We start from the raw sequence: 21,777 nt of genomic DNA, 5'->3' as shown, positions 1-21,777 counted from the left end.
CTTTTTAAGGGGGATGGACCTTACTGCTCCATCCTGATCATTTTTATTTCAGGTTTTATTTCACAGCAGCTGGTCGGTCCGACACTACCGTCTTCTTAGCTTTAGCTTCTTCATCTGCTGGAACCACCAGATTGGCTTGCGGGTCATATTGACGCTCACGAATAAAGAGTCCAGGAATTACCCCAGCAATAAAGTAGGCGGCACCCATCACAATAAAGGCCAGGGTGAATGAACCGCCCGCAGCAATAATTCCAATCGTTGCAGGGGCAATAGCTGCGCCCAAGCGTCCCATATTGTAGGCACCGCCAATCGCAGTTCCCCGCACATCAGTAGAAAAGGTTTCCGCCATATACGTTGCATTCACGCCATATGGAATGCCATATAAGAAGCCAAATGTGACCAGTAAGTAGGCAATATTGGTCGGGCTGTTATAGAAAATGATAATCGGTAAAAAGGCAGCTGTACTGACCGTACCAAATACAAAAGTGATCCGGCGGCCAAATTTATCTGCCAGATAGCCTGCTAAAATCTTGCCCAGGATCATGGCCGTATATGCACCTACCATATAACCGGTCAATGCCTTGAAGTTCATATTGAGTTCGGTTTCAAGATAAGTAGGCATCCAGTTATTTACGCCATAATAGCCAAACTGTAAAAATGCCGCAGTGGTCATCCACAGCAAAAACATTTTACGGTGCTGCTGGTGGCCAAAAATACGCTTATAAATACTTTCCGCTGGCTGTTGCGCAACAGGTAGCGTCGGCTCAGCTTCAGCTTTTATATGACGATTTTGCAATTGCTTGATTTTTTCTTCCTGCCAAGATGCCGGTTCTGGCACAAAGCGCATAAAAATCAAGGCAAAGGCCGCAGGAATAATAGTTACATAAAACAGCATGCGCCAGCCATAATCAGGGATGATGGCTCCGGCCATTAAAGTGGCGACAATATAGCCAATCGTCTGTCCAGTTTGTAGCGTCCCTAAGACTGTGGTCCGGTATTTGGTCGGTACATATTCAGCCATTAACGTATTACAGGCCATGTAGAGTGAACCGAGTCCAAAAGCACCGATAAAACGTAAAATCATGAACTGCTCATAACTTTGGGTAAAGCCCAAAATACAGGTCATGATCGAGAAAAACACCACAGACCAGGCAATGGTTTTTACCCGTCCGAACTTGTCACAGGCCCATCCACCCGTAATGCCACCCAGCGCCATCCCTGCCAAAGAAGCACTTCCTAGCATGCCAGCCTGAAAAGAAGTCAGGCTAAACTCTGCTTTCAAACTGGTCAGACTGAACGACAACAGCATGATATCCACGCCGTCAATCACCAGTGAAATAAAAGCAAAAATAAAGGCCAGTTTCCAGGTATGTGCTGTAATACGATGCAGAGTGCCTACATTCGAGGGCAACTTCAGCGCTGCGACCGCAGACGTATGATTAATCTCATTCTTCATTCCATTTACCTCATTTTCCCAAATGAGCCATCGACAGTTCCAGTCCTCTACCTTTGCTTGCCTGTTCTTTATTATTTTTATTCCGATATTTTTTAGACACAGGCTTGCATAAGCATCGATTGACAAGAATGTTTTACGATGAATCCTTTATTGACGTTTTGATTAATTTTTTAAGATAAGTATCCTGCAGGATGCTCAAGTATGAACATCCTCAGATCAATAAGAAAAGTTTGATTTAATTAATTGCAGAATGCGGCAATGCCTGTTTGGGCACGACCCAAAATCAAGGCATGTACATCATGTGTGCCTTCATAGGTATTCACCACTTCAAGGTTCACCAAATGACGGGCGACGCCAAACTCATCAGAAATGCCGTTCCCACCCAGCATGTCACGTGCAAGACGTGCAATATCCAAGGCTTTACCGCAGTTATTACGTTTGATCAGTGAAGTCCCTTCCACTGAAGCAATGCCTTCATCTTTCATTCGGCCAAAACGTAAAGCCACTTGCAGGCCCAATGCAATTTCAGTTTGCATGTCCGCCAGTTTCTTCTGGATCAACTGATTGGCAGCCAGTGGACGGCCAAACTGTTTACGGTCCATGGTGTACTGATGGGCGGTATGCCAGCAAAATTCAGCTGCGCCCATTGCACCCCAGGCAATACCATAGCGTGCACTGTTCAGGCAGGTAAATGGACCACGTAAGCCGCGAATTTCCGGAAATGCATTTTCTTCTGGCACAAAGACATTATCCATCACGATTTCACCGGTAATCGAAGCACGCAGACCGACTTTGCCGTGAATCGCCGGTGCAGACAGCCCTTCCCAGCCTCTTTCCAGAATAAAGCCGCGAATATCACCGATATTACCCTCTGCTGAGACTTCTTTGGCCCAGACCACAAATACATCGGCAATCGGACTGTTGGTAATCCACATTTTTGTACCTGTCAGACGGTAACCACCCTCGACTTTCTTGGCACGTGTGATCATGCTACCTGGATCAGAACCATGATCCGGCTCGGTCAGACCAAAACAGCCAATGTATTCACCCGAAGCCAGTTTCGGTAAATATTTCTGTTTCTGCGCTTCAGAACCAAACTCATTGATCGGCACCATCACCAGAGAACTTTGTACGCTGGCCATGGAACGGTAACCCGAATCCACCCGCTCCACTTCACGGGCAATCAGGCCATAGCTGACATAATTTAAACCCGCACCGCCATATTGTTCAGGAATGGTGGGACCCAACAGACCAAGCTCGCCCATCTCACGAAAAATAGCCGGATCGGTTTTTTCATGACGGAACTGCTCGAGCACACGCGGCATCAGCTTGTCTTGACAATAAGCCTGTGCGCTGTCACGAATCATGCGTTCTTCTTCAGTCAACTGCTGTTCCAGTAAAAATGGATCCTGCCAGTTGAAGTATGATTTGCTTGCTTTTTTAGTATCGACCATTTGATTCATAATGTCCTCTGCCAATCCTTCGTTGATATTATCTTGTTTTATCCTTAAGACTGACTTTATGCATGAATCGCCACTCCTTCAACCAATTAATTTGCATGCAGTTATGCGTTTTACGCATAACTTATCTAGATACTTCTTCTTAAAAAGAAATTCAACCCGGTATTGTCTATTTTTCACACTAAAGCCCTATACTTCGATAACATGGACATACTGTTTATTAATATCTGATTATTTTTTTACTGAGTGTCAAGGATGACCAGATGCGCCGAAAAATCCCCTCCCTGCAAGCCCTTATCTGTTTTGAGTCTGCTGCACGCCACGCCAGCTATACCTATGCAGCACAGGAGCTGTTTCTGACACAAAGCGCTGTTTCTCGCCAGCTCCAGCAGCTAGAGGGCTATCTGGGGACAGCACTATTTACCCGAACACGACATGGCGTAGAGTTAACCAATGCCGGACAGCAATACCTTAAAAGTATCGGCCCGCATCTAAAAGGGCTGGAACAGGCTACTGTAGATGTCATTACCCATCAAGGCCGTGGCGGCACCTTAAAACTGGGCGTGGTTCCGACCTTTGCCACCCGCTGGCTCTTACCCAAACTTCAGGGCTTTCATCAGCTTTATCCTGAAATTACGGTGCATCTGGAAACCAGTACCCGGCCTTTTTTATTTCAGGAACATATTTTTGATGCGGCGATTTATGCAGGTACACCGCAGCAGCTGGAACAATGGCCTGGAACCTATAGTCATTTTTTAATGCATGAAGATGTGGTCGCGGTTTGCGCACCCAGCCTGATCCGGCAGTATTTTCCGGATGCCAGCATGATCAACTCTTATAGTTTTGATCTGAGTGCGGAGCAGCTGATTCGACTACCTTTACTCCAACAGACCACCCGGCCAAATATCTGGGAAGACTGGTTTAAACTGCATCAGATTCAACATGCCAATCCTTTTCAAGGCCAGCGTCATGAGCTGTTTTCCATGCTGGCAGTCGCGGCAACACATGCTATGGGCATGGCCTTAATTCCGCAAATGCTGATTGAAAAAGAATTAAATAAACAGGAATTGGTATTGGTATCGACAAAGACACTCGCAAAGCAACGGGCTTATTATCTGGTGCATTCCGGTCAGGAAAGTTCCCCCCTGATTGAAAAGTTTGCCAGCTGGTTGCAGCAGGAAATCCAAAACCCCACTTCTATTGCGAATATCTGAATATTTACTCTTTAGCCATAAAAAAAACCCCAATCATTGACTGGGGTTTTGAATCTGGCGGAAGCGGTGAGATTCGAACTCACGGAGGACTCACACCCTCGTCGGTTTTCAAGACCGGTGCATTAAACCACTCTGCCACGCTTCCATGGCCGCCATCATATAAATAAATTGCCGAATTAGCAATAAAATTTAGTAAAACTTGTGTAAAAACCGGTTTATTCAGCTAAAAATCAGCCGGAAAGAATAAGTTAACAAAGATAAAAACTCAGTAGGACGAAACAATAAATAAAGTCAGCAGCAACGAATCAATTGGCGCTTTGAGATGCCGTATTTCTCTTCGTCTATATCCCTTCATTCCTGCGACAGGAATTTAAGCAGCCATAAAAAAACCCAGCCTGTAGACTGGGTTTTTGAATTTGGCGGAAGCGGTGAGATTCGAACTCACGGAGGACTCACACCCTCGTCGGTTTTCAAGACCGGTGCATTAAACCGCTCTGCCACGCTTCCATGGCCGTCATCATATAAATAAAAATCGCCCTTGGCAAATATTTTTATAATTTCCCTGCATCAACTGAACAAAATAAAATCAATTCTATTAATTTGCTGAATTTTCTGGCTTTTCATAATCAATCGAGTTGATATACCAAAGCTTCTTACCTGACGGTGTAATGACCTCGATTTCATCATCCACCTGCTTGCCCAACAAGGCACGTGCCATCGGAGACTCAATCGAAATATGCTGCGGATGATGATCATAAATTTCATCGACCCCGACGATCCGCAAATTCTTTTGTTCACCCTGTTCATTTTCAATTTCAACCCAGGCTCCAAAATAGACTTTTCCTTCTTGTTCAGCTGAAAAATCAATAATCTTTAGCTCTTCTAAACGCTTACCCAGATAACGCACTCGACGGTCAATCTTGCGTAACAACTGCTTGTTGTACTGGTAATCGGCGTTCTCTGAACGGTCGCCCAGACTGGCTGCCCAGTTTACCTTTTTGGTAATTTCCGGACGTTCTTCATGCCACAGATTCTTAAGTTCTGCCACTAATTTATCGTGTCCGCCACGGGTGATCAGGTTTGATTTCATTGCGCTTAACTAAGTTAATTTGCTCATTATTGATGACTCATCAGCTTATTTTATTCACCATTTTAGGGCAAGCTTAATTTTAAAAAAAATTCCCTAATAAATTTAAATACTTAAATTACATTTCAAAAATAAATCACCTACAAAATTTGACAATCATTTTTTACATCATTACTATGCACCCATCTTTTGAAATTGATCACTTTTCACTCTATGTAGTTTTTCTACACAATCTTTTGTAATTCTCTTGTCATTCTGAATGACGTCATGACTGCCCAACCCTTATTGAATTTATCAAACTTTTAAAAGTTTCAGGCTGTGTTACCTGTAATTTTTAGGGCATAAATTACTAGTAGCGGAGACAACATGCACAGTAGTTCAACCACTGGGTCTACGAGGCTTTGCCTAAGATCTTTTATTTCTTCTCTCCCCGTTAAAGCACTTGTATTAAGCACTGTATTTATTCCTTTTCACAGCCTGAATGCAAGCAACACTGCCTTGCAGTATGACCAAGTAGTCAACAGTCAACAGCTGACCGTCGTCGCGGTCAAAAATCCGAGTACCGTCTTTCAGGATGGTGAACATCTGCATGGGTTTGGTTATGACCTGGTGCGTAGCTATGCCAACAACCTGAATGTCAAGCTGGACTTTAAAATTGTTCCTGACAATGCCACTGCCCTGTTATGGGTGGCTAAAGGAAAAGCCAATCTGGCGATGACCACATCAGATATACAGGCTATTGAAAAGCAACGCTTAACTGGGTTCTCTGCGACCTGTGGAGATCAGTATAGCCTGTCCAGCAACGGCCTGAATACCAATCTGAATCTGGTCTTTAAATCGGCGAATGATCCACTCAGCCAAACAGCGAGCGCTTTTGTCTGTCGCGGCAAACAAAGTGGTGCCATTAAACAGCTGGCTTCTTTTTATAACCGCAATGTGGTACAGCAAGAGTCCTGGAATACCATTCAGCGTGATTTAAGCAATCGCCTGCCCATCTACCAGGCCAGCTTTAAGCAGACAGCCAAACAATATGACCTGGACTGGCATTTACTGGCAGCCATTGGTTATCAGGAATCCTATCTTAAACCGAACTCAGTTTCACCAACAGGTGTACGCGGCCTGATGATGCTGACCAATAGTACAGCCAAAGCAATGGGCGTCAGCAACCGCACCGATCCACTGCAAAGCATCCAGGGTGGTGCCAAGTACTATGACCAGATGCTGGATCGCTACGAGCATATTCCTTATCCAGACCGCAACTGGTTTGCGCTGGTGGCATATAATATGGGTCCAGGTGCCGTCAATCAGCTGCAAAAGCGGATTCAGGCCCAAGGCAAGAATCCAAATAACTGGGTGAACTTATATGCCTATCTGGATCAGCACAAAGCCAATAATGGCCGTTACCGTCAGGCAGTACAATATGTGACGCGTATCCGTGCTTATTTAGAGCATATCAAGACCACGCCACAGCTGGTAAATATCTAAATATCCCGTATTTAAAACTGGCAGACATAAAAAAGCTTACCTTCGGGTAAGCTTTTTTGGTTTATACGAGCGTTCAGCGAGAATTATGCTGTCGTATTTTCAAGCACTTTTTTGAACAGGTCTTTTTGTGCCTGACTTGGTTTTGCAGTTTGCAGCGCCATTAATTGCGACATATCGCCCTGTACTTTAATTTTACCTGTCATGAAGGCTTGCATTGCGGCAGCCATATCAAATTCCAGGAAGACTTTACGTAAGGTCTCTGCATCCATATTTAAGGTTGTTTTCGCATTTGAAGACAGACCTTTTTTGATCACGCCACCATCTAAAGATAATTCAGTATTACCTGTTGTATCGGCAACCACCAAATTAATTGCAAGGTTTGCCAAAGCGGGTGGCAAATCCAGATTACCCGCTTGTGCAGTCAATGTATCTACAGTTGAAAACCAATCATCAGATAAAAAAACAGGCATGATCTTTCCTCAATTTATTTGTTCATTTGTGTCGACTATCCAGACGACATCAGGGTGAGCATTTATGCTAGTGCCTTGTTATAACATGATCATTGTGGCAATGGCTAACAAATTTTGTACGCACCGTTCAATTTTTGTAGTTCTGGTTTTAAGTTATTTTTCAGCAACTCGACTGTTGACTCTTCCCCGAGAGGCAACGACACATATTTTTGAGCTGATCTAAAATATAAGGCAGGAAATTGCATCATTTTCAAGCAATGACATCTAATGCTAGAGCAGCAAAATATACTTTTTCCCTTGCGCTTTCAATAAGGTTGGTTGTTTCTTATATAGTTAGAAGGCATTCATAGTTTATAGCGTCATTCTTTTATAAAGGGTCAACAACGCAGACATCAGCCCCAAAGCTGATGCCTGCTTTTTAGTCTTAGTCTAAGGCAAAGCCAAGGTTGACCATATTGATGCGGCGGTTCTCGCCTTCAACAGCTTCTTCAGTCGAACAGCTGCCTTTAAAATCAAATTCGCGTTGGCTGTCCAGCACTTCAAAATCAAATAGCTCGCGATCTGCCAGCTGAGATGGCGATACGTTTTGCAGGGCACCAAAAATGCTGTGCAGACGTTTAGGATGCGCTTTATCCCAGTCACGCAGCATGTCATTAATAATGGCACGTTGCAGATTGTCCTGCGAACCACACAGGTTGCATGGAATAATCGGGAACTGGCGCATTTCTGCATACTTGATAATGTCTTTTTCTTCCACATAAGCCAGCGGACGAATCAGGATGTTCTTTTTGTCAGAAGACAACAGCTTCGGTGGCATGGCTTTCAGGCTGCCACCATGGAACAGGTTCAGGAAGAAAGTCGCCAGAATATCATCACGATGATGGCCCAGCGCCACTTTGGTGGCCCCGATTTCCTGAGCAAAGCCATACAGTGAACCACGGCGTAAGCGTGAACAGACTGCACAATAGGTCTTGCCTTCAGGTGTCAGCTTTTTAGTGATGCTATAGGTATCTTTTTCCAGGATGTAATACGGAATGTTATTTTCTTCTAAATAACGTGGCAGGACATCTTCAGGAAAACCTGGCTGTTTCTGGTCCAAATTTACCGCCACCACATCAAAGTTGATCGGTGCAATGCGCTTGAACTGAAGCAGGATATCTAACAAGGTATAACTGTCTTTACCACCAGAAATACACACCATGACCTTATCGCCGTCTTCAATCATCTTGAAGTCGCGAATGGCATGTCCGACCTGGCGGCGAAGCTTCTTCAACAAACGGTAGTAAGCAGAGCTGGTTGGCGGTTCAGGTTTGAAATTAAATCCTTGCTCGGGTTCAACTGGCGAGTACATAGACGAGACTAACCCATAAATAAAAATACCGCGCAATTTTAGCCGATTCAGGTGCATATCGCATCAAAAGAATTTAATTTCCTGCAAATGTTATGCTAGCTTCATGTTGATGCTTTATTTAAATAGCTAGGCCAAAACTTTTGCGTTCATTTTTCCAGCAAAGTGCTTATCTTTTACACTTTTCCACAGTTGTCCACAAAAGCTGTGGATAACTTTGTGGATTGAAAATGACTTGACAACTTGTCCGCCTCCAAATTTAAGGCTTCCCCTCAAATTGATCACTTATTGATCAATTTATTTTTTCATAAAAAACAATGTCTTACCCCTGTCAAGCCTAGGCTTTTAAATTAAATAAAAATTTTTTTTGATGAATAAACTCTCAAACAGATCTTGCATTTACAAACTCGTTTAGAAATAAAGCACAGAATACTGTTCATTCCGTAATTTTTTGTTAAACTCACCCCTGAACTTTACTCGCTTATTATCTGTCAAATATAAACAATGAAAATAAAGCTATCTTGGTTGGGGTGTCATCTGATTAGTGCAGTAGTCTGCCTGCAGAGCAGTCAACTTGCCTCTGCCGGTGAAACGATCTATCAATTGCGTGACAGCAATGGCAGTACCTTATTGACCAATAAAAAGAGCCGGTATAATCATTTACAGGTCGAAAAGAAGACCTATTATCCAGACAGTAATATTCACAGTTATAGTAACTGGGGCAACAGTGAAGCTGCTGTTTTACCAAGCTATAGTAAAAATAAAGATGCCTTTGATGCCATTATCCGTCAGGCAGCACAGACCCATGGTATTTCCGAAGGTCTGATTAAAGCGGTGATGCATACCGAATCCGGTTTTAATGTGCATGCACGTTCTCCGGTTGGAGCACAAGGCCTGATGCAACTGATGCCAGCTACGGCACGCCGCTTTAATGTCAGCAATGCGTATGATCCGCACCAGAATATTATGGCAGGTGCCAAATACCTGGCTTGGCTGATGAAACGTTTTAATGGCAATACCACGCTGGCATTGGCCGGCTATAATGCCGGTGAAGGCAATGTGGCCAAATATAAGGGCGTCCCTCCCTTCCGTGAAACTCAGGACTATGTTCGCCGGGTAACGAGCCGTTATCAGAACTTATATAGTAATGGTGTCCATGTTTCACAGGCCAGTTATTCCGCTTCTGCCGATCAGGGCCGGGTGATTGCCAGTTCAGCCCACTATACTACGCCTGCGACCAATACAGCCCCAATGCAGGCCGCTGCTCAATATCAACGTCAGGTGATTGTGAATGCCGATGGCAGCTATACTGATGCCCCGATAGGCTCTTATGCCACCGCAAATGCTTCAGCAGCAGCAAAAATCTATTTGAGTGATTAATAATAAAGATTTTTTTGCTCGAAAATGGCCTGTCATTCAGGCTAAACTCCTGCTAACTTTTTGTAGCTGATTGCGAATTTTTTCTTGAATTTTTAATAATTCCACCTCATATTGAGTTCAATGATTTTATTTGCTAATCAGATTATTTTTCTATAATAAGAGGATTTCTCAATGATGCGGATTGGTTTGTTCTTGCTAACCAACCTCGCGGTACTGGTTGTAGCTGGCATTATTCTGTCACTCTTCGGTGTCGGTAGTTACCATGGCGCGGGTGGCTTGAATCTAGGCAACCTGTTAGTCATCTGTTTTGTGTTTGGTATGGTAGGTTCCCTAATTTCCCTGTTCATGTCTAAATGGATGGCGAAAAAGACCACAGGTACTGAACTGATTGACCCGAATGCGCCACGTAATCAGGCAGAAGCATGGTTACTTCAAGAAGTTGCGCAACTGTCTCAACGTGCTGGTATTAAAATGCCAGAAGTCGGAATTTTCCCGTCTTATCAGTCGAATGCCTTTGCAACTGGCTGGAACAAGAATGATGCGCTGGTGTCAGTATCGACAGGCTTGCTGGAACGCATGAACAAAGACGAACTACGTGCAGTGCTGGCGCATGAAATCGGTCACGTTGCCAATGGCGATATGGTCACACTTGCGCTCATCCAGGGTGTAGTGAACGCGTTCGTGATGTTCTTTGCCCGTGTGGCAGGTGATTTCATCGACCGTACTTTCTTTGGCCGTGAAGAAGGCGAAGCTCCAGGGATTGGTTATTTTGTCATTACCATCGTTCTGGATATTGTCTTTGGTATTCTGGCTTCTGCCATCGTGTTGTGGTTCTCGCGCTATCGCGAATACCGCGCTGATGAAGCGGGTGCACGTCTTGCAGGCAAGCAGGCCATGATTTCAGCCTTATTACGTTTACAGGCCGAATCAGAAATGCCGGATGCGATGCCAAAAGAGATGAAGGCTTTTGCCATTGCTGAAGGTCAGTCTCAGGGTTTCAGTCTTGCAGCTCTCTTCCAGACGCACCCGACAATTGAACAGCGTGTCGCGGCCCTACAACAGCTTGATTGTCCTTAATCAACCGATTGTTCCTGATTTAAAAAAAGTCTGCATCTGCAGGCTTTTTTTCTGGCGTTCTAAAGTGCGTTGATTCGTATCTTAAAACTTTGGAGTTTAGCTGCTCATCCATTGATACAATACAAAACTCCCCCATCCAATGAGACCCGTCAGCAGAATCAAGGATAAAGCCCCCAGCAGATCAGAAATATGAATCCACACCCAAGCCACCACAGGATTGCGCCAGAACCTAGACTGCTGCTGTTTACGCTCCAGACTTTCATGTAAAAAAGGATGCACCACATGATCGTCGCTAAGGATCTGATATTCCTGCCTGATATGATCATGCACAACATCCAATGCCTTACGGCTAGGGCGTATGAAAATATCAAAGATGGTGCCTACTACCGGAATAAAGCCGACCACGGCATCCAGTACAGCCAGTTTCATGACCGGATTTAACTTGCTGCGCGGCACACCAACCTGTCTGGCTTTATAGATGGCATAACAGGTCAAAACAAATCCGGCTAGATCGCCCGCGACTGGAATGGTACTCAAGGCAGCATCTGCACCTACGCCCTGTTTGGTAAACGGTATGCGTACCACCGAGTCCATCATATTGGCGAATTTGGCTAAATCGCGCTCCAAACGTACGACTTCTTGCCGTGTTAATTTTTTTTCTTTTTCAACCGCAACCATGCTTTAGCCTTGTTCAAACATTTGTGTTATAGCCCTGAGAATAAAGTATAAATTGAAAATATGTATATGTATTTATTGTCTATACTTTTATAGCAATAGCTGTGAAGCGATAAATAAATAAACCAGAACACCTGTCGCATCACAAATAGAGGTCACCAATGGCGCAGAGGCGCTTGCAGGATCAAATCCAAAACGATTTAGCATAAAAGGCAAACTCATTCCAATTAAACAGCCCAAAAGCACAATACCCATCATACTCAGAGCAAGCACTAAAGCGACCATTTCATCACCGCGGTAATATCCCAAAAGTGAAACTGCAAGTGCCATGGTTCCGCCCAGACACAGGGCAACCAAACTTTCACGTCCCAGCAAGTAAAACCAGTCCCTAAAATGTACATCGCCCGTTGCCAATGCACGCACCATCAGCGTTGCAGATTGAGAGCCGGCATTTCCACCACTGCCGACCAATAAGGGCAAAAAGAAAACCAATACAATATTTGCGGCAATAATGTCTTCAAAATGTGCAATGCCAATCCCGGATAACAAACTGCCAAAAACAAGAAATACCAGCCAATACACCCGTTTTTGATAGAGTTGCAATATCGGGGCAGATTTAAGACTCAATTTAGATGATGCATCGACAGCACCAGATTTTAAAAAATCTTCTGTTGCCTCTTCTCTGGCCACATCCATTGCATCATCATATGTCACAATACCCACCATCACACCGGCATGATCTATAATGGGTAATGCCAGTAAGTCATAACGAGCAATGGTTTTGGCTACTTCATTCTGATCGCTGTCAAAATATGCAAAAATAATATCGGTCGCCATTAAATCACTAATATTGCTTTGTTCTTCGGCAAGTATTAATTGTTTGAGCGATAAAACACCCAGCAGCTTTCTTGCTTCATCAAGTACATAGGCCAAATAAATGGTTTCCGAATCGGGTGCCTCATAACGCAACATTTTAATGGCATCTTTTACCGACATATTCGGTTTTAAGGTGGCATATTCGGAGCTCATGATGGCCCCTGCCGTACCTTCTACATAAGAAGAGAGCTGCCGAATATCTTCACGCTCGGCCTGTGCCAATGCAGGCAATAAAGTATTTTGCTGCTCGTGATCTAAACATTTAAATAAATCGACACGCTTGTCTGAAGGCATTTCGCCCATAATTTCAGCCAAGTCTGTTCGCGTTAAACCGTGTGCAAATTTTACTTGTTCTTCGGGTTTGAGATATGAAAATACATAGGCGCGTGCAGGAAGATGCAGTAGCAGCTTTTGACTATTCTCTAAAGGTAATTGTGCCAAAATATCAGCCAAATCTGCGGCTTTAAACGTTTTAACAGAGTCTAATGCCAATGCAATATCTTGCTTGCTTAATGCATCATTTAAAAGATATAAAAAGTTGTTGTAGCTCATGCTCGCCCCCTATTACCCAACCTATGTAATAGGGCCGCAACGGCTCTTATTTTATTTGCCGAATGAACCCACATAATAATGTTGGTAAATATAAATGTTTGAAATTTGGTGTATCTGACAACTGTGCCTGTCCATTTAGGGATTTAATCCTCATCAAACCGCTTATACGGCGCAGCAATACTACGAAAAACTGTTACATTTCTCAACCTTTACAACGAAACCTAAACAATTTAATCACTTATGTTTCTTTTAACAGACTTGGGCTTAAATAGAGTCCGTATCAATACATACATAAATGGGGTAAAGATCAGGACCAGTACCGTGCCGAAGATCACGCCCCCCAGCACACTAACTCCAATTTCCTGACGGCTGACCGCACCAGCACCGAAGGCAAAAACCAATGGCATAATACCGGCACCAAATGCCAGCGAGGTCATCAAAATCGGACGTAAACGCAGGGAGGCTCCTTCTAGGGCAGCCTCGATCACCGTTTTTCCTTTATCCTGAGCCAAAGAAGCAAACTCTACAATCAGGATGGCATTTTTACAGGACAGGCCAATCGTCGTCAGTAATGCAATCTGGAAATAGATATCATTTGGAAAACCGGCCAGAGAGCTGAAAATAATATTCCCCCCAATCCCCAAAGGAATGGCTGACATCACCGCGGTTGGAATACTCCAGCTTTCATATAAAGCAGCCAGACACAGGAAAATAAAGCCAACGGAGACCAGATAAAGCCAGATCGCCTGGTTATTGGACTGTTTTTCTTCAAAAGATAAACCACTCCAGACCACATCCACACCCTCTTGCTGGCCGGCCAGATGCTCTACATCCTGCATGGCTTGACCAGAACTGGCATCTTTGCTGATATCTGCTTCCATTTGCAGTGCAGTATAGCCCATAAAACGGTTGACGACCTCAGGGCCACCACTCCAGCCGACCTTAGAAAAATTACTGAATGGAATCATCTGGTTCTGGTCATTACGTACATGCCATTGTGCCAGATCCTCGGGTTTGGAACGAAACTCTGCCTCGCCCTGCATCATGACCCGCTTGATTCGACCACGATCAATAAAGTCATTAATATAGTTGCCGCCCCAAGCTGCTGAAAGCGTGCTGTTGATTGCTGACTGGCTTAAACCATTGGCCATGGCCTGTTTCTGGTCAATATTGACTTTAAGTTCGGCTTTTTCAGGATTGGAACGCTTATCCAGATTTTCAAAGCTACTATATTGAGTTGCACTAGCCTGCATATTCTGGAACTGCTCTTCCAGATACTGACGGCCATTGCCATTAATATCACGAATCCAGAAATCCAGGCCGTCGGTTTGTCCCAGACCATTCACCGATGCGGGCATACTAATATTGATCTGAGCATTGGGATTATCACGGAAATGTGCCATGGCACGTTCACGAATCGCCTGCGCGGTATTTTCTCCCCCTGAACGGTCATCCCAATGTTTCAAGGCTACAAAACCCGTCGCCAGGTTCTGACCGGTACCTGAAAAGTTACGGCCATAACGTATCATGACCAGATTAATATTGGCTTTTTCCTGTTCCAGAAAATATTGACGTACCTGCTCACCCACTTGAATAGTATTTTTCATAGGGGCACCTTCCTGCAGGCGAATTTGCAGGCTCAAAATTCCCTGATCTTCACTGGGCAGAAAGCTGGTCGGTAAAGCGCGGTAAAATAGAGCAAAAATGCCAATCAACCCGATAAAGAGCACTAGACAGATCGCCTTATGCTGCAAGGTCATGGTGGAAAGATGCACATAACGATCTTTTAAATTGTCGAGTTCCTGGTTAAACCAGCTGGCCCATCTTACAGGTTGAGGATTCGGCTTGAGTATAAGTGCGCAGAGTGCTGGGGTCAGGATGAGCGCCACCATCAGGGAAAGCGACATGGCAGCAACCAACGTAATGGAAAACTGGCGATAGATCACGCCGGTTGATCCCCCAAAGAATGCCATCGGAATAAATACTGCAGTCAACACCAGAGTAATCCCGACCAGGGCACCACTGATTTCCTGCATGGATGCCAAAGCTGCCTCTTTGGCAGATAGCTGCTGCTCGTGCATCAGACGCTCTACATTTTCCACCACGACAATCGCATCATCGACCAGCAGACCAATCGCCAGCACCATCGCAAACAGTGTCAGGGTATTGATGCTCAACCCCAGCGCATATAACACCGCCATCGTTCCCAAAATGACCACAGGCACAGTAATCGCAGGAATTAGGGTTGCCCGCCAGTTCTGCAGGAAAATAAACATGACTATAATCACCAGGATGACTGCTTCGATCAGGGTTTTTACAACCTCCTTAATCGACTCCTGCACAAATGGCGTATTATCCCGGGGATAGGCGATTTTATAGCCTGGGGGTAATTGTGTGGCAATACGGGAAATTTCGGCCTTGATCAGTTGTGAGGTGGCAATGGCATTCGCCCCGGAGGCCAGTGAAATTCCCAGACCAGCCGATGGAAAACCATTATTGGTACTATAAGACTGATAATTTTCAGCTCCCAGTTCTACCCTCGCCACATCTTTTAAATAGATAAAACTGCCATCTTGAGCAGATTTCACAATAATATTTTCAAATTCTTCGACCGTTTTTAAACGGCTGCCGGAGGTGACTTTGGCATTCAGATACTGGTCTTCGACCGTAGGCAGGTCTCCTATCGCCCCGGCAGCCACCTGGGTATTCTGGGCTTCGACTGCTGCCCGTATATCGCTCGGCATCAGGCTATATTGTTTGAGTTTGGCCGGATGTAGCCAAATCCGCATGGCGAACTGTGAACCAAAAACATCCACCTCGCCCACCCCATCAATCCGGGCAATATCCTGCTCCAGATGAGTCATTAAATAGTCCGAAAGTTCGATATTGCTGCTGCGCCCACTTTCGTCATACAGACTGATGACCATATGGGTATCTCCCAGAGACTTAAAGACATTAACTCCCTGACGCTGTACCTCTTCCGGCAAGCGGTTTAAGACCCCGTTGATGGCATTTTGCACCTGCACCTGTGCGGTATCCGGATCTGTCCCATTTTCAAAACTGATGCTGATCCGGCTTCGTCCCGAAGAATCGCTGCTGGAACTAAAGTACAGCAGATGGTCAATCCCTTTGATTTGCTGTTCTAAGACCTGGGTCACGCTCTCCTCCACCGTTTCAGCAGAGGCACCGGTATAGGTAGCCGCCACGGTGATCCGAGGTGGTGCAATATCAGGATAGCGTTCCACAGCTAAATTCATCACCGCAAAAAGCCCGATCGCCATCACGACTATGGCCAATACACCGGCAAAAATAGGACGATGAATAAAAAATTTAGACAACATAAGTCCGGATCACTTCAGATTTGATGAACGATAAGAAGGTGCACAAAATAAACAAGCTTTATGGATATTCAATGACATAGCTAGAGAATGCAAGAATTAAACACAAAAAGCTGTGATAACACCGAATCATGAAGAAATAATGAATACCTGAAAAGCAGGCTGTAAAGAGCATTTTATTTTTTTGTTTGTATTTTTTTGACATAAAAAAACCCTGCATAAGCAGGGTTTTTTTCGAATCAGTTCAGTGCTTATGCAGAGAATTGGTTCATCGTGTTTTTCGCATCGTCACCCGCTTTAAGCGCGTTGTCACCAGCGAAGATTTCTTTGTGGTCATCACCGATGTCAGAACCTGCCATTGCTTGGTGTTTAACACACGCGATACCACCACGGATTTCTTTACGTTGTACGCCAGCAACATAAGCCAACATACCTTCAGAACCGAAGTAACCTTCAGCCAGCTCATGAGTAGAAAGAGCAGCTGTGTGGTAAGTCGGAAGTGTAATCAAGTGATGGAATACACCCGCTTCACGAGAAGCATCTGCCTGGAATGTACGTACTTTCTCATCAGCATCAGCAGCCAATTCAGAGTTGTCGTACTCAGCGCTCATTAACTTAGCACGGTCGTAAGCAGAAACGTCTTTACCTTCAGCAACCCAACGGTCGTAAGCTTGTTGACGGAAGTTTAAAGTCCAGTTGAACGATGGAGAGTTGTTATAAACAAGTTTCGCATTTGGAACAACTTCTTTAACACGGTTAACCATGTGAGCGATTTCTTCAACGTTTGGCGTTGCAGTTTCGATCCACAGAAGGTCAGCACCGTTTTGTAAGCTAGTTACACAGTCAAGTACAACGCGGTCAATTTGAGTGCCTTCACGGAACTGGTACAGACCAGACGCTAGACGCTTAGGACGGTGTAATTTACCATCACGCTTGATCAGGATTTCGTCTTCTTGAGCTTCAGAGATATCAATTTCTTGAGTGTCTAAGTAGCTGATGTATTGAGAAGCAATGTCGCCTGGCTCTTTAACCACTGGGATTTTTTGAGTCAAGTCAGCGCCTTCAGAGTCAGTACGCGCAACGATAATACCATCGTCAAGACCCATTTCCAGGAACGCATAACGTAACGCGTGGATTTTAGCGATGAAGTCTTCGTGTGGAACAGTTACTTTACCAGCTTGGTGACCACATTGTTTCGCGTCAGACACCTGGTTTTCGATTTGAAGTGCACACGCACCCGCTTCGATCATTTTTTTAGCAAGCAAGTAAGTTGCTTCTTCGTTACCGAAACCAGCATCGATGTCCGCAATGATTGGTACAACGTGAGTTTCAAAGTTGTCGATTTGTGCAGTGATTTCAGCAGCTTTAGCTGTATCACCAGCTTCTTGTGCTTTTTTAAGTTCACGGAACAGATCGTTTAATTCTTTTGCGTCAGCTTGACGTAAGAAAGTGTAGATTTCTTCAATTAATGCAGGAACCGAAGTTTTTTCGTGCATAGATTGATCAGGAAGAGGACCGAATTCTGAACGAAGTGCAGCAACCATCCAACCAGAAAGGTAGATATAACGCTTAGAAGTTGTACCGAAGTATTTCTTGTTCGCGATCATTTTTTGTTGTGCGATGAAACCATGCCAGCAACCCAGAGACTGAGTGTATTTGCTAGGATCAGCATCATATTCAGCCATATCACGACGCATAATCGCCGCTGTATATTTAGCAATGTCTAAACCAGTTTTGAAACGGTTTTGCATTTGCATACGCGCAGCATCTTCAGGACTGATGTCTGCCCAAGTATTACCGAATTTCGCTTTTAATTCGCGGATTGCATCAATCGCTGTTTGGTATGTAGTCATGATCTTTTCCTGTAATAATATTAGGATTTTTCTACAACAAGTAGCAAAAATCGTACCCTCAACAACCTGTTTAGATTTTCGCCGCCCCGTTGGGATAGCTAAAGATTAGTGGGCTTGTCAAAATTAATCCAATATTCTCCCAGAATCTTCACTATTTATTTAAAAAATATATAGATAAAAGTCTAAAGATAATTCAGTAGACTAGACACAAGACATTGTTTTTAAATGTTTTTAATATACAAGAATTTGCTTACAAATTACCCAACATGTTTAAATTTTATTCATGCGACTTAAGTCGGACTTGGAAATTTTAGGTAATATAAATGGCAAATTCCGCCATTTTCGGGAATTTGAACTGTCCTATTCGGGTTTTTACCGCTGTTATTTTTTATACAGCCGACAGATTGATTGAGCCACCTCAGACTTGATGCTACGGGTTTTGAGACTAAAAGTGTGCAACATACCTGACTTTGTTCTAGACTATACTCCATTCAGTTTCTTGCCACTTTGAGCACTATAAAATTAAAAAATGTGCCGAAAAAGCATGGATAAAATTTCAGCAAATTTAGCTTGATTTGTTAAAATCAGCTGGGCTTTTTTTCGTCAATTCCACACACAAGCCCCGGTTGTTATGGCATAATCAACATAATTTCATGATTTTATTTTCGGTATTTATTTTATGAATCTGGAGCGGGTCGATCTTAATTTATTAATTTATCTTGATGTACTTTTACGTGAAAAAAATGTGACTCGGGCTGCCGAACAACTGGGGGTCACCCAGCCAGCAATGAGTAATATTTTACGTCGTTTACGCAATTTATTTAATGATCCCCTGCTGATTCGCTCGTCTGAAGGCATGACCCCGACCGAACGGGCGCTGGAATTACAGCCACGCATTCGCGATGCGCTGGCGGATTTATCGATGATTCTGGAGCCACGTACCGAGTTCCGTCCTTATACATCAAATCGCGTATTCCGGATTATGACCTCAGACTACGCAGAAGCTACACTGGTTCCACGTTTAGTCAAAGCCTTGCGTTCAGAAGCACCCAATGTGGTTCTCGACTTTTTAACCCCAAGTGATGTGTCTTACCGCGATATGGAACAGGGTAAGGTCGATCTGGCCATTAACCGTTTCAATGAAATCCCGCAAAGTTTTCACCAAGTGCTGGTTTGGCGTGACAGTTTTTCCTGTCTGCTGAACAACAAACACCCGGCCGCCAGCAATTTAAATCTAAAAAGCTATCTGGATGCCCAACATATCTGGGTGTCTAAAACAGGGATGGGGGTTGGCTTTGGGGTTAACCCAGAGAAACAGGCCGGATTGGGCTGGATTGATCAGGCGCTGGAACGGATTGGCCAGAAACGTAAGATTTCCGTATTTACCCGCCATTATCAGATGCCAGCACTTTTGGCCTCGAATGTCGATTTGATCGCCACCTTGCCTAGCCGGATTGCACGCTTGCAAGCCAAAAATCAAAACTTGCAGATTAAAGATCCGCCCTTTTATATTCCAGAGTTTGAGTTGAAAATGGCATGGTGCCCTCTATTGCATCATCATCCAGCCCATCGCTGGTTACGTCAGCTCATTCTGTATGTGGCACGTCAAATGATTGAAGAAGAAAACCGCGAGTTTATGCTGAATAATTCGCAATTTTCACATTATTAAATTGAATAGCATCTAAATTCTTCTTTTTTAAGCTTATACTGTAAGGACTTGAGAGTTGCTGTTTACCTCTCAAGTCTTTTTTGTGTTAAAAATATTCCAATATAATATTAATCCACAGGTGAATTTGTGAGCCTCTTTCAAAACATCGTGGTTATCCTGATACTGATCGCGGGGGCTGGTTTTTTATCTTTAACAGAAATCGCGCTCGCCGGTGCCCGCAAAGTCAAACTGAAAATTTTGGCCGAAGCAGGAGATAATCGCGCTCAAAAAGTTTTAGATTTACAAGGAAATTCTGCTGACTTTTTTGCCGCTTCTCAAATCGGTTTAAATGCGGTTGCTATTCTCGGCGGTATTTTGGGGGAAGGTGCTTTCCGCCCTTATATCATTGAGTTTATTGCACGTTTTTATCAAGGTCCCTGGGCAGAAACCATTGCTTTCTCGCTGTCATTTACTATCGTCACCTCGCTTTTTATTTTATTTGCCGACCTGATGCCCAAACGTCTGGCGATGATTGCGCCTGAAAAAATTGCCGTTTCGGTCATTAACCCGATTCAGGTCTTTATCCTGGTCTGTAAACCGCTTGCCTGGTTTATCAATGTCATTGCTAACATGCTGTTTCGCCTGTTTAAGGTCAATACTGTGCGCGATGACAATATTACCTTTGATGATATTTCAGCGGTAATGGATGCAGGTGCACAAGCTGGCGTCTTACAGAAGCAGGAACATCATTTCATTGAAAATGTGTTTGAGCTTGAAGAACGTAACGTGCCTTCAAGTATGACCACGCGTGAAAATGTGGTGTATTTCACCTTAAACGAAACTGAGGACAGTATCCGCCAAAAGCTGGCTGAATATCCTTATTCCAAGTTTCTGGTCTGTAATGAACATATCGATGAAGTAATTGGTTATGTAGATGCCAAAGATATTTTGGTGCGGATTTTAAATAACCAAAAAATCAACCAGCTGAATGAATCCACGATTCGTAATGTATTGACTATTCCAGATACATTGACCCTGTCTGAACTGCTGGACCGTTTTCGTTCTACCAAAGAAAAATTTGCTGTGGTCATCAATGAATATGCCTTGGTGGTCGGCGTGATTACCCTGTCCGATGTCATGATTACCGTGATGGGAGACTGGGTCACTCCTCTGGAAGGCGACCAGCAGATTATCAAGCGTGATAGTAATTCCTGGCTGATTGATGGCAGTACGCCTATTGAAGACATGAAACATGCGCTGGAAATCAATGAAATGCCGGATCAGGACAACTATGAGACTCTGGCCGGTTTTATGATGTTTAAGTTGCGTAAGATTCCTCGTCCTGCCGATGTCGTCCTGCATGCTGGTTATAAGTTTGAAGTGGTAGATGTTGACCATTTTAAAATTGACCAGCTTTTGGTGACCCGTATGTTAGAAATTAAAGATGAATCCCCACAGGCATCAGAGTAATCTGATTCCTGTCACTTCAAATACAAAAATAATCAGCGTATAAAATGAATTTTATTGCCCTTCTGGCCTGTCTGGCTTTTTATTCCGCCCTTTATCTTTTATATTTCTTTTTTGCCAAACAGCAGAATCCTTTATTGCTGTTGGCTGCCATTGGCATGCTGTGCATGACCGTACTTATGACTCCCTATCCTTTTGAGAAAAGACGGCATGGTTTTGATGCCACCCTCAACTTTGGCAACTATCTTTATTGGCCGCTTTATAGCTGGTGGCGAGTATTTACTTTCCCAATCCGCTGGCTCTTGTCTTTGTTTTTTCATGATTAAAAAAAGCACCGCTCTTGGTGCTTTAATCAGGGTCTATTGCCATTGCATAAATGGATTGCGCTATA

The 21,777-nt window shown here is 44.0% G+C and carries 16 protein-coding genes and 2 tRNA genes; 7 read left to right on the top strand and 11 right to left on the bottom strand.

The genetic code is table 11. The features are described 5' to 3' along the window. Positions 1-55 precede the first annotated feature (55 nt). Both NI467_RS03520 and NI467_RS03515 read right to left on the bottom strand, forming a co-directional pair. The gene (locus tag NI467_RS03520; protein WP_253150933.1) at positions 56-1,456 is read right to left on the bottom strand and encodes an MFS transporter; all 1,401 of its coding nucleotides are present in this window, start codon (positions 1,454-1,456) and stop codon (positions 56-58) included. A gap of 239 nt (positions 1,457-1,695) precedes the next feature. Beyond that, on the bottom strand, positions 1,696-2,919 hold the full coding sequence (locus tag NI467_RS03515) for an acyl-CoA dehydrogenase (RefSeq protein ID WP_253150931.1): 1,224 nt from the start codon (positions 2,917-2,919) through the stop codon (positions 1,696-1,698). A gap of 260 nt (positions 2,920-3,179) precedes the next feature. Here NI467_RS03515 and NI467_RS03510 point away from each other — a divergent pair, with 260 nt between their 5' ends. Further along, positions 3,180-4,130: a LysR substrate-binding domain-containing protein gene (locus NI467_RS03510; RefSeq protein ID WP_253150929.1), complete on the top strand. Its 951-nt coding sequence runs from the start codon at positions 3,180-3,182 to the stop codon at positions 4,128-4,130. A gap of 55 nt (positions 4,131-4,185) precedes the next feature. Here the strand turns inward: NI467_RS03510 and NI467_RS03505 are convergent. The 3 genes from NI467_RS03505 to greB form a co-directional block, all read right to left on the bottom strand. After that, positions 4,186-4,275: transfer RNA gene (locus tag NI467_RS03505), tRNA-Ser, on the bottom strand. Positions 4,276-4,547: 272 nt separating this feature from the next. Next, positions 4,548-4,637, bottom strand: a tRNA-Ser gene (locus NI467_RS03500). Between the two features lie 88 nt (positions 4,638-4,725). Further along, complete coding sequence (gene greB, locus NI467_RS03495; protein ID WP_253150928.1) at positions 4,726-5,220, bottom strand: transcription elongation factor GreB; 495 nt, start codon at positions 5,218-5,220, stop codon at positions 4,726-4,728. A 363-nt stretch (positions 5,221-5,583) separates the two neighbouring features. Here greB and NI467_RS03490 point away from each other — a divergent pair, with 363 nt between their 5' ends. Then, the gene (locus NI467_RS03490; RefSeq protein WP_253150926.1) at positions 5,584-6,702 is read left to right on the top strand and encodes a transglycosylase SLT domain-containing protein; all 1,119 of its coding nucleotides are present in this window, start codon (positions 5,584-5,586) and stop codon (positions 6,700-6,702) included. Positions 6,703-6,785: 83 nt separating this feature from the next. Here NI467_RS03490 and NI467_RS03485 read toward each other — a convergent pair whose 3' ends face one another. Continuing rightward, positions 6,786-7,172, bottom strand: a complete 387-nt coding sequence (locus NI467_RS03485) for an SCP2 sterol-binding domain-containing protein (protein ID WP_151203931.1) — start codon at positions 7,170-7,172, stop codon at positions 6,786-6,788. 424 nt (positions 7,173-7,596) lie between these two features. Continuing rightward, positions 7,597-8,523: a tRNA 2-thiocytidine(32) synthetase TtcA gene (gene ttcA / locus NI467_RS03480; protein ID WP_151203930.1), complete on the bottom strand. Its 927-nt coding sequence runs from the start codon at positions 8,521-8,523 to the stop codon at positions 7,597-7,599. 501 nt (positions 8,524-9,024) lie between these two features. On the opposite strand from ttcA, the gene NI467_RS03475 reads away from it, so the two are divergent. Beyond that, positions 9,025-9,900: a lytic transglycosylase domain-containing protein gene (locus NI467_RS03475; protein WP_151203929.1), complete on the top strand. Its 876-nt coding sequence runs from the start codon at positions 9,025-9,027 to the stop codon at positions 9,898-9,900. Between the two features lie 171 nt (positions 9,901-10,071). Beyond that, positions 10,072-10,977: a protease HtpX gene (gene htpX / locus NI467_RS03470; RefSeq protein ID WP_151203928.1), complete on the top strand. Its 906-nt coding sequence runs from the start codon at positions 10,072-10,074 to the stop codon at positions 10,975-10,977. 96 nt (positions 10,978-11,073) lie between these two features. On the opposite strand, the gene NI467_RS03465 is transcribed toward htpX, so the two are convergent. The 4 genes from NI467_RS03465 to NI467_RS03450 form a co-directional block, all read right to left on the bottom strand. After that, positions 11,074-11,655 carry a DUF4112 domain-containing protein gene (locus NI467_RS03465; RefSeq protein ID WP_253150924.1) on the bottom strand — a complete coding sequence of 194 codons (582 nt, stop codon included), beginning with the start codon at positions 11,653-11,655 and terminating at the stop codon, positions 11,074-11,076. A gap of 87 nt (positions 11,656-11,742) precedes the next feature. Further along, positions 11,743-13,080: a magnesium transporter gene (gene mgtE, locus NI467_RS03460; RefSeq protein ID WP_253150922.1), complete on the bottom strand. Its 1,338-nt coding sequence runs from the start codon at positions 13,078-13,080 to the stop codon at positions 11,743-11,745. Between the two features lie 230 nt (positions 13,081-13,310). Beyond that, positions 13,311-16,421, bottom strand: a complete 3,111-nt coding sequence (locus NI467_RS03455) for a multidrug efflux RND transporter permease subunit (RefSeq protein ID WP_253150920.1) — start codon at positions 16,419-16,421, stop codon at positions 13,311-13,313. Between the two features lie 248 nt (positions 16,422-16,669). Next, complete coding sequence (locus NI467_RS03450; RefSeq protein WP_151205853.1) at positions 16,670-18,271, bottom strand: isocitrate lyase; 1,602 nt, start codon at positions 18,269-18,271, stop codon at positions 16,670-16,672. Positions 18,272-18,950: 679 nt separating this feature from the next. Between NI467_RS03450 and NI467_RS03445 the strand changes: the two genes are divergently transcribed. The 3 genes from NI467_RS03445 to NI467_RS03435 all read left to right on the top strand — a co-directional run bounded on the left by NI467_RS03445 (position 18,951) and on the right by NI467_RS03435 (position 21,712). After that, on the top strand, positions 18,951-19,940 hold the full coding sequence (locus tag NI467_RS03445; RefSeq protein ID WP_151203923.1) for a LysR family transcriptional regulator: 990 nt from the start codon (positions 18,951-18,953) through the stop codon (positions 19,938-19,940). Positions 19,941-20,066: 126 nt separating this feature from the next. Then, positions 20,067-21,389 (top strand): hemolysin family protein, encoded by a 1,323-nt coding sequence (locus tag NI467_RS03440; RefSeq protein ID WP_253150918.1) that lies wholly within the window; start codon positions 20,067-20,069, stop codon positions 21,387-21,389. Positions 21,390-21,433: 44 nt separating this feature from the next. Then, positions 21,434-21,712 carry a hypothetical protein gene (locus NI467_RS03435; protein ID WP_253150917.1) on the top strand — a complete coding sequence of 93 codons (279 nt, stop codon included), beginning with the start codon at positions 21,434-21,436 and terminating at the stop codon, positions 21,710-21,712. Positions 21,713-21,777: the final 65 nt, after the last annotated feature.

Source organism: Acinetobacter sp. S4397-1, from assembly GCF_024129285.1.
Lineage (GTDB): Bacteria > Pseudomonadota > Gammaproteobacteria > Pseudomonadales > Moraxellaceae > Acinetobacter > Acinetobacter lwoffii_C.
This window is presented reverse-complemented; position numbering and strand designations above follow the sequence as displayed.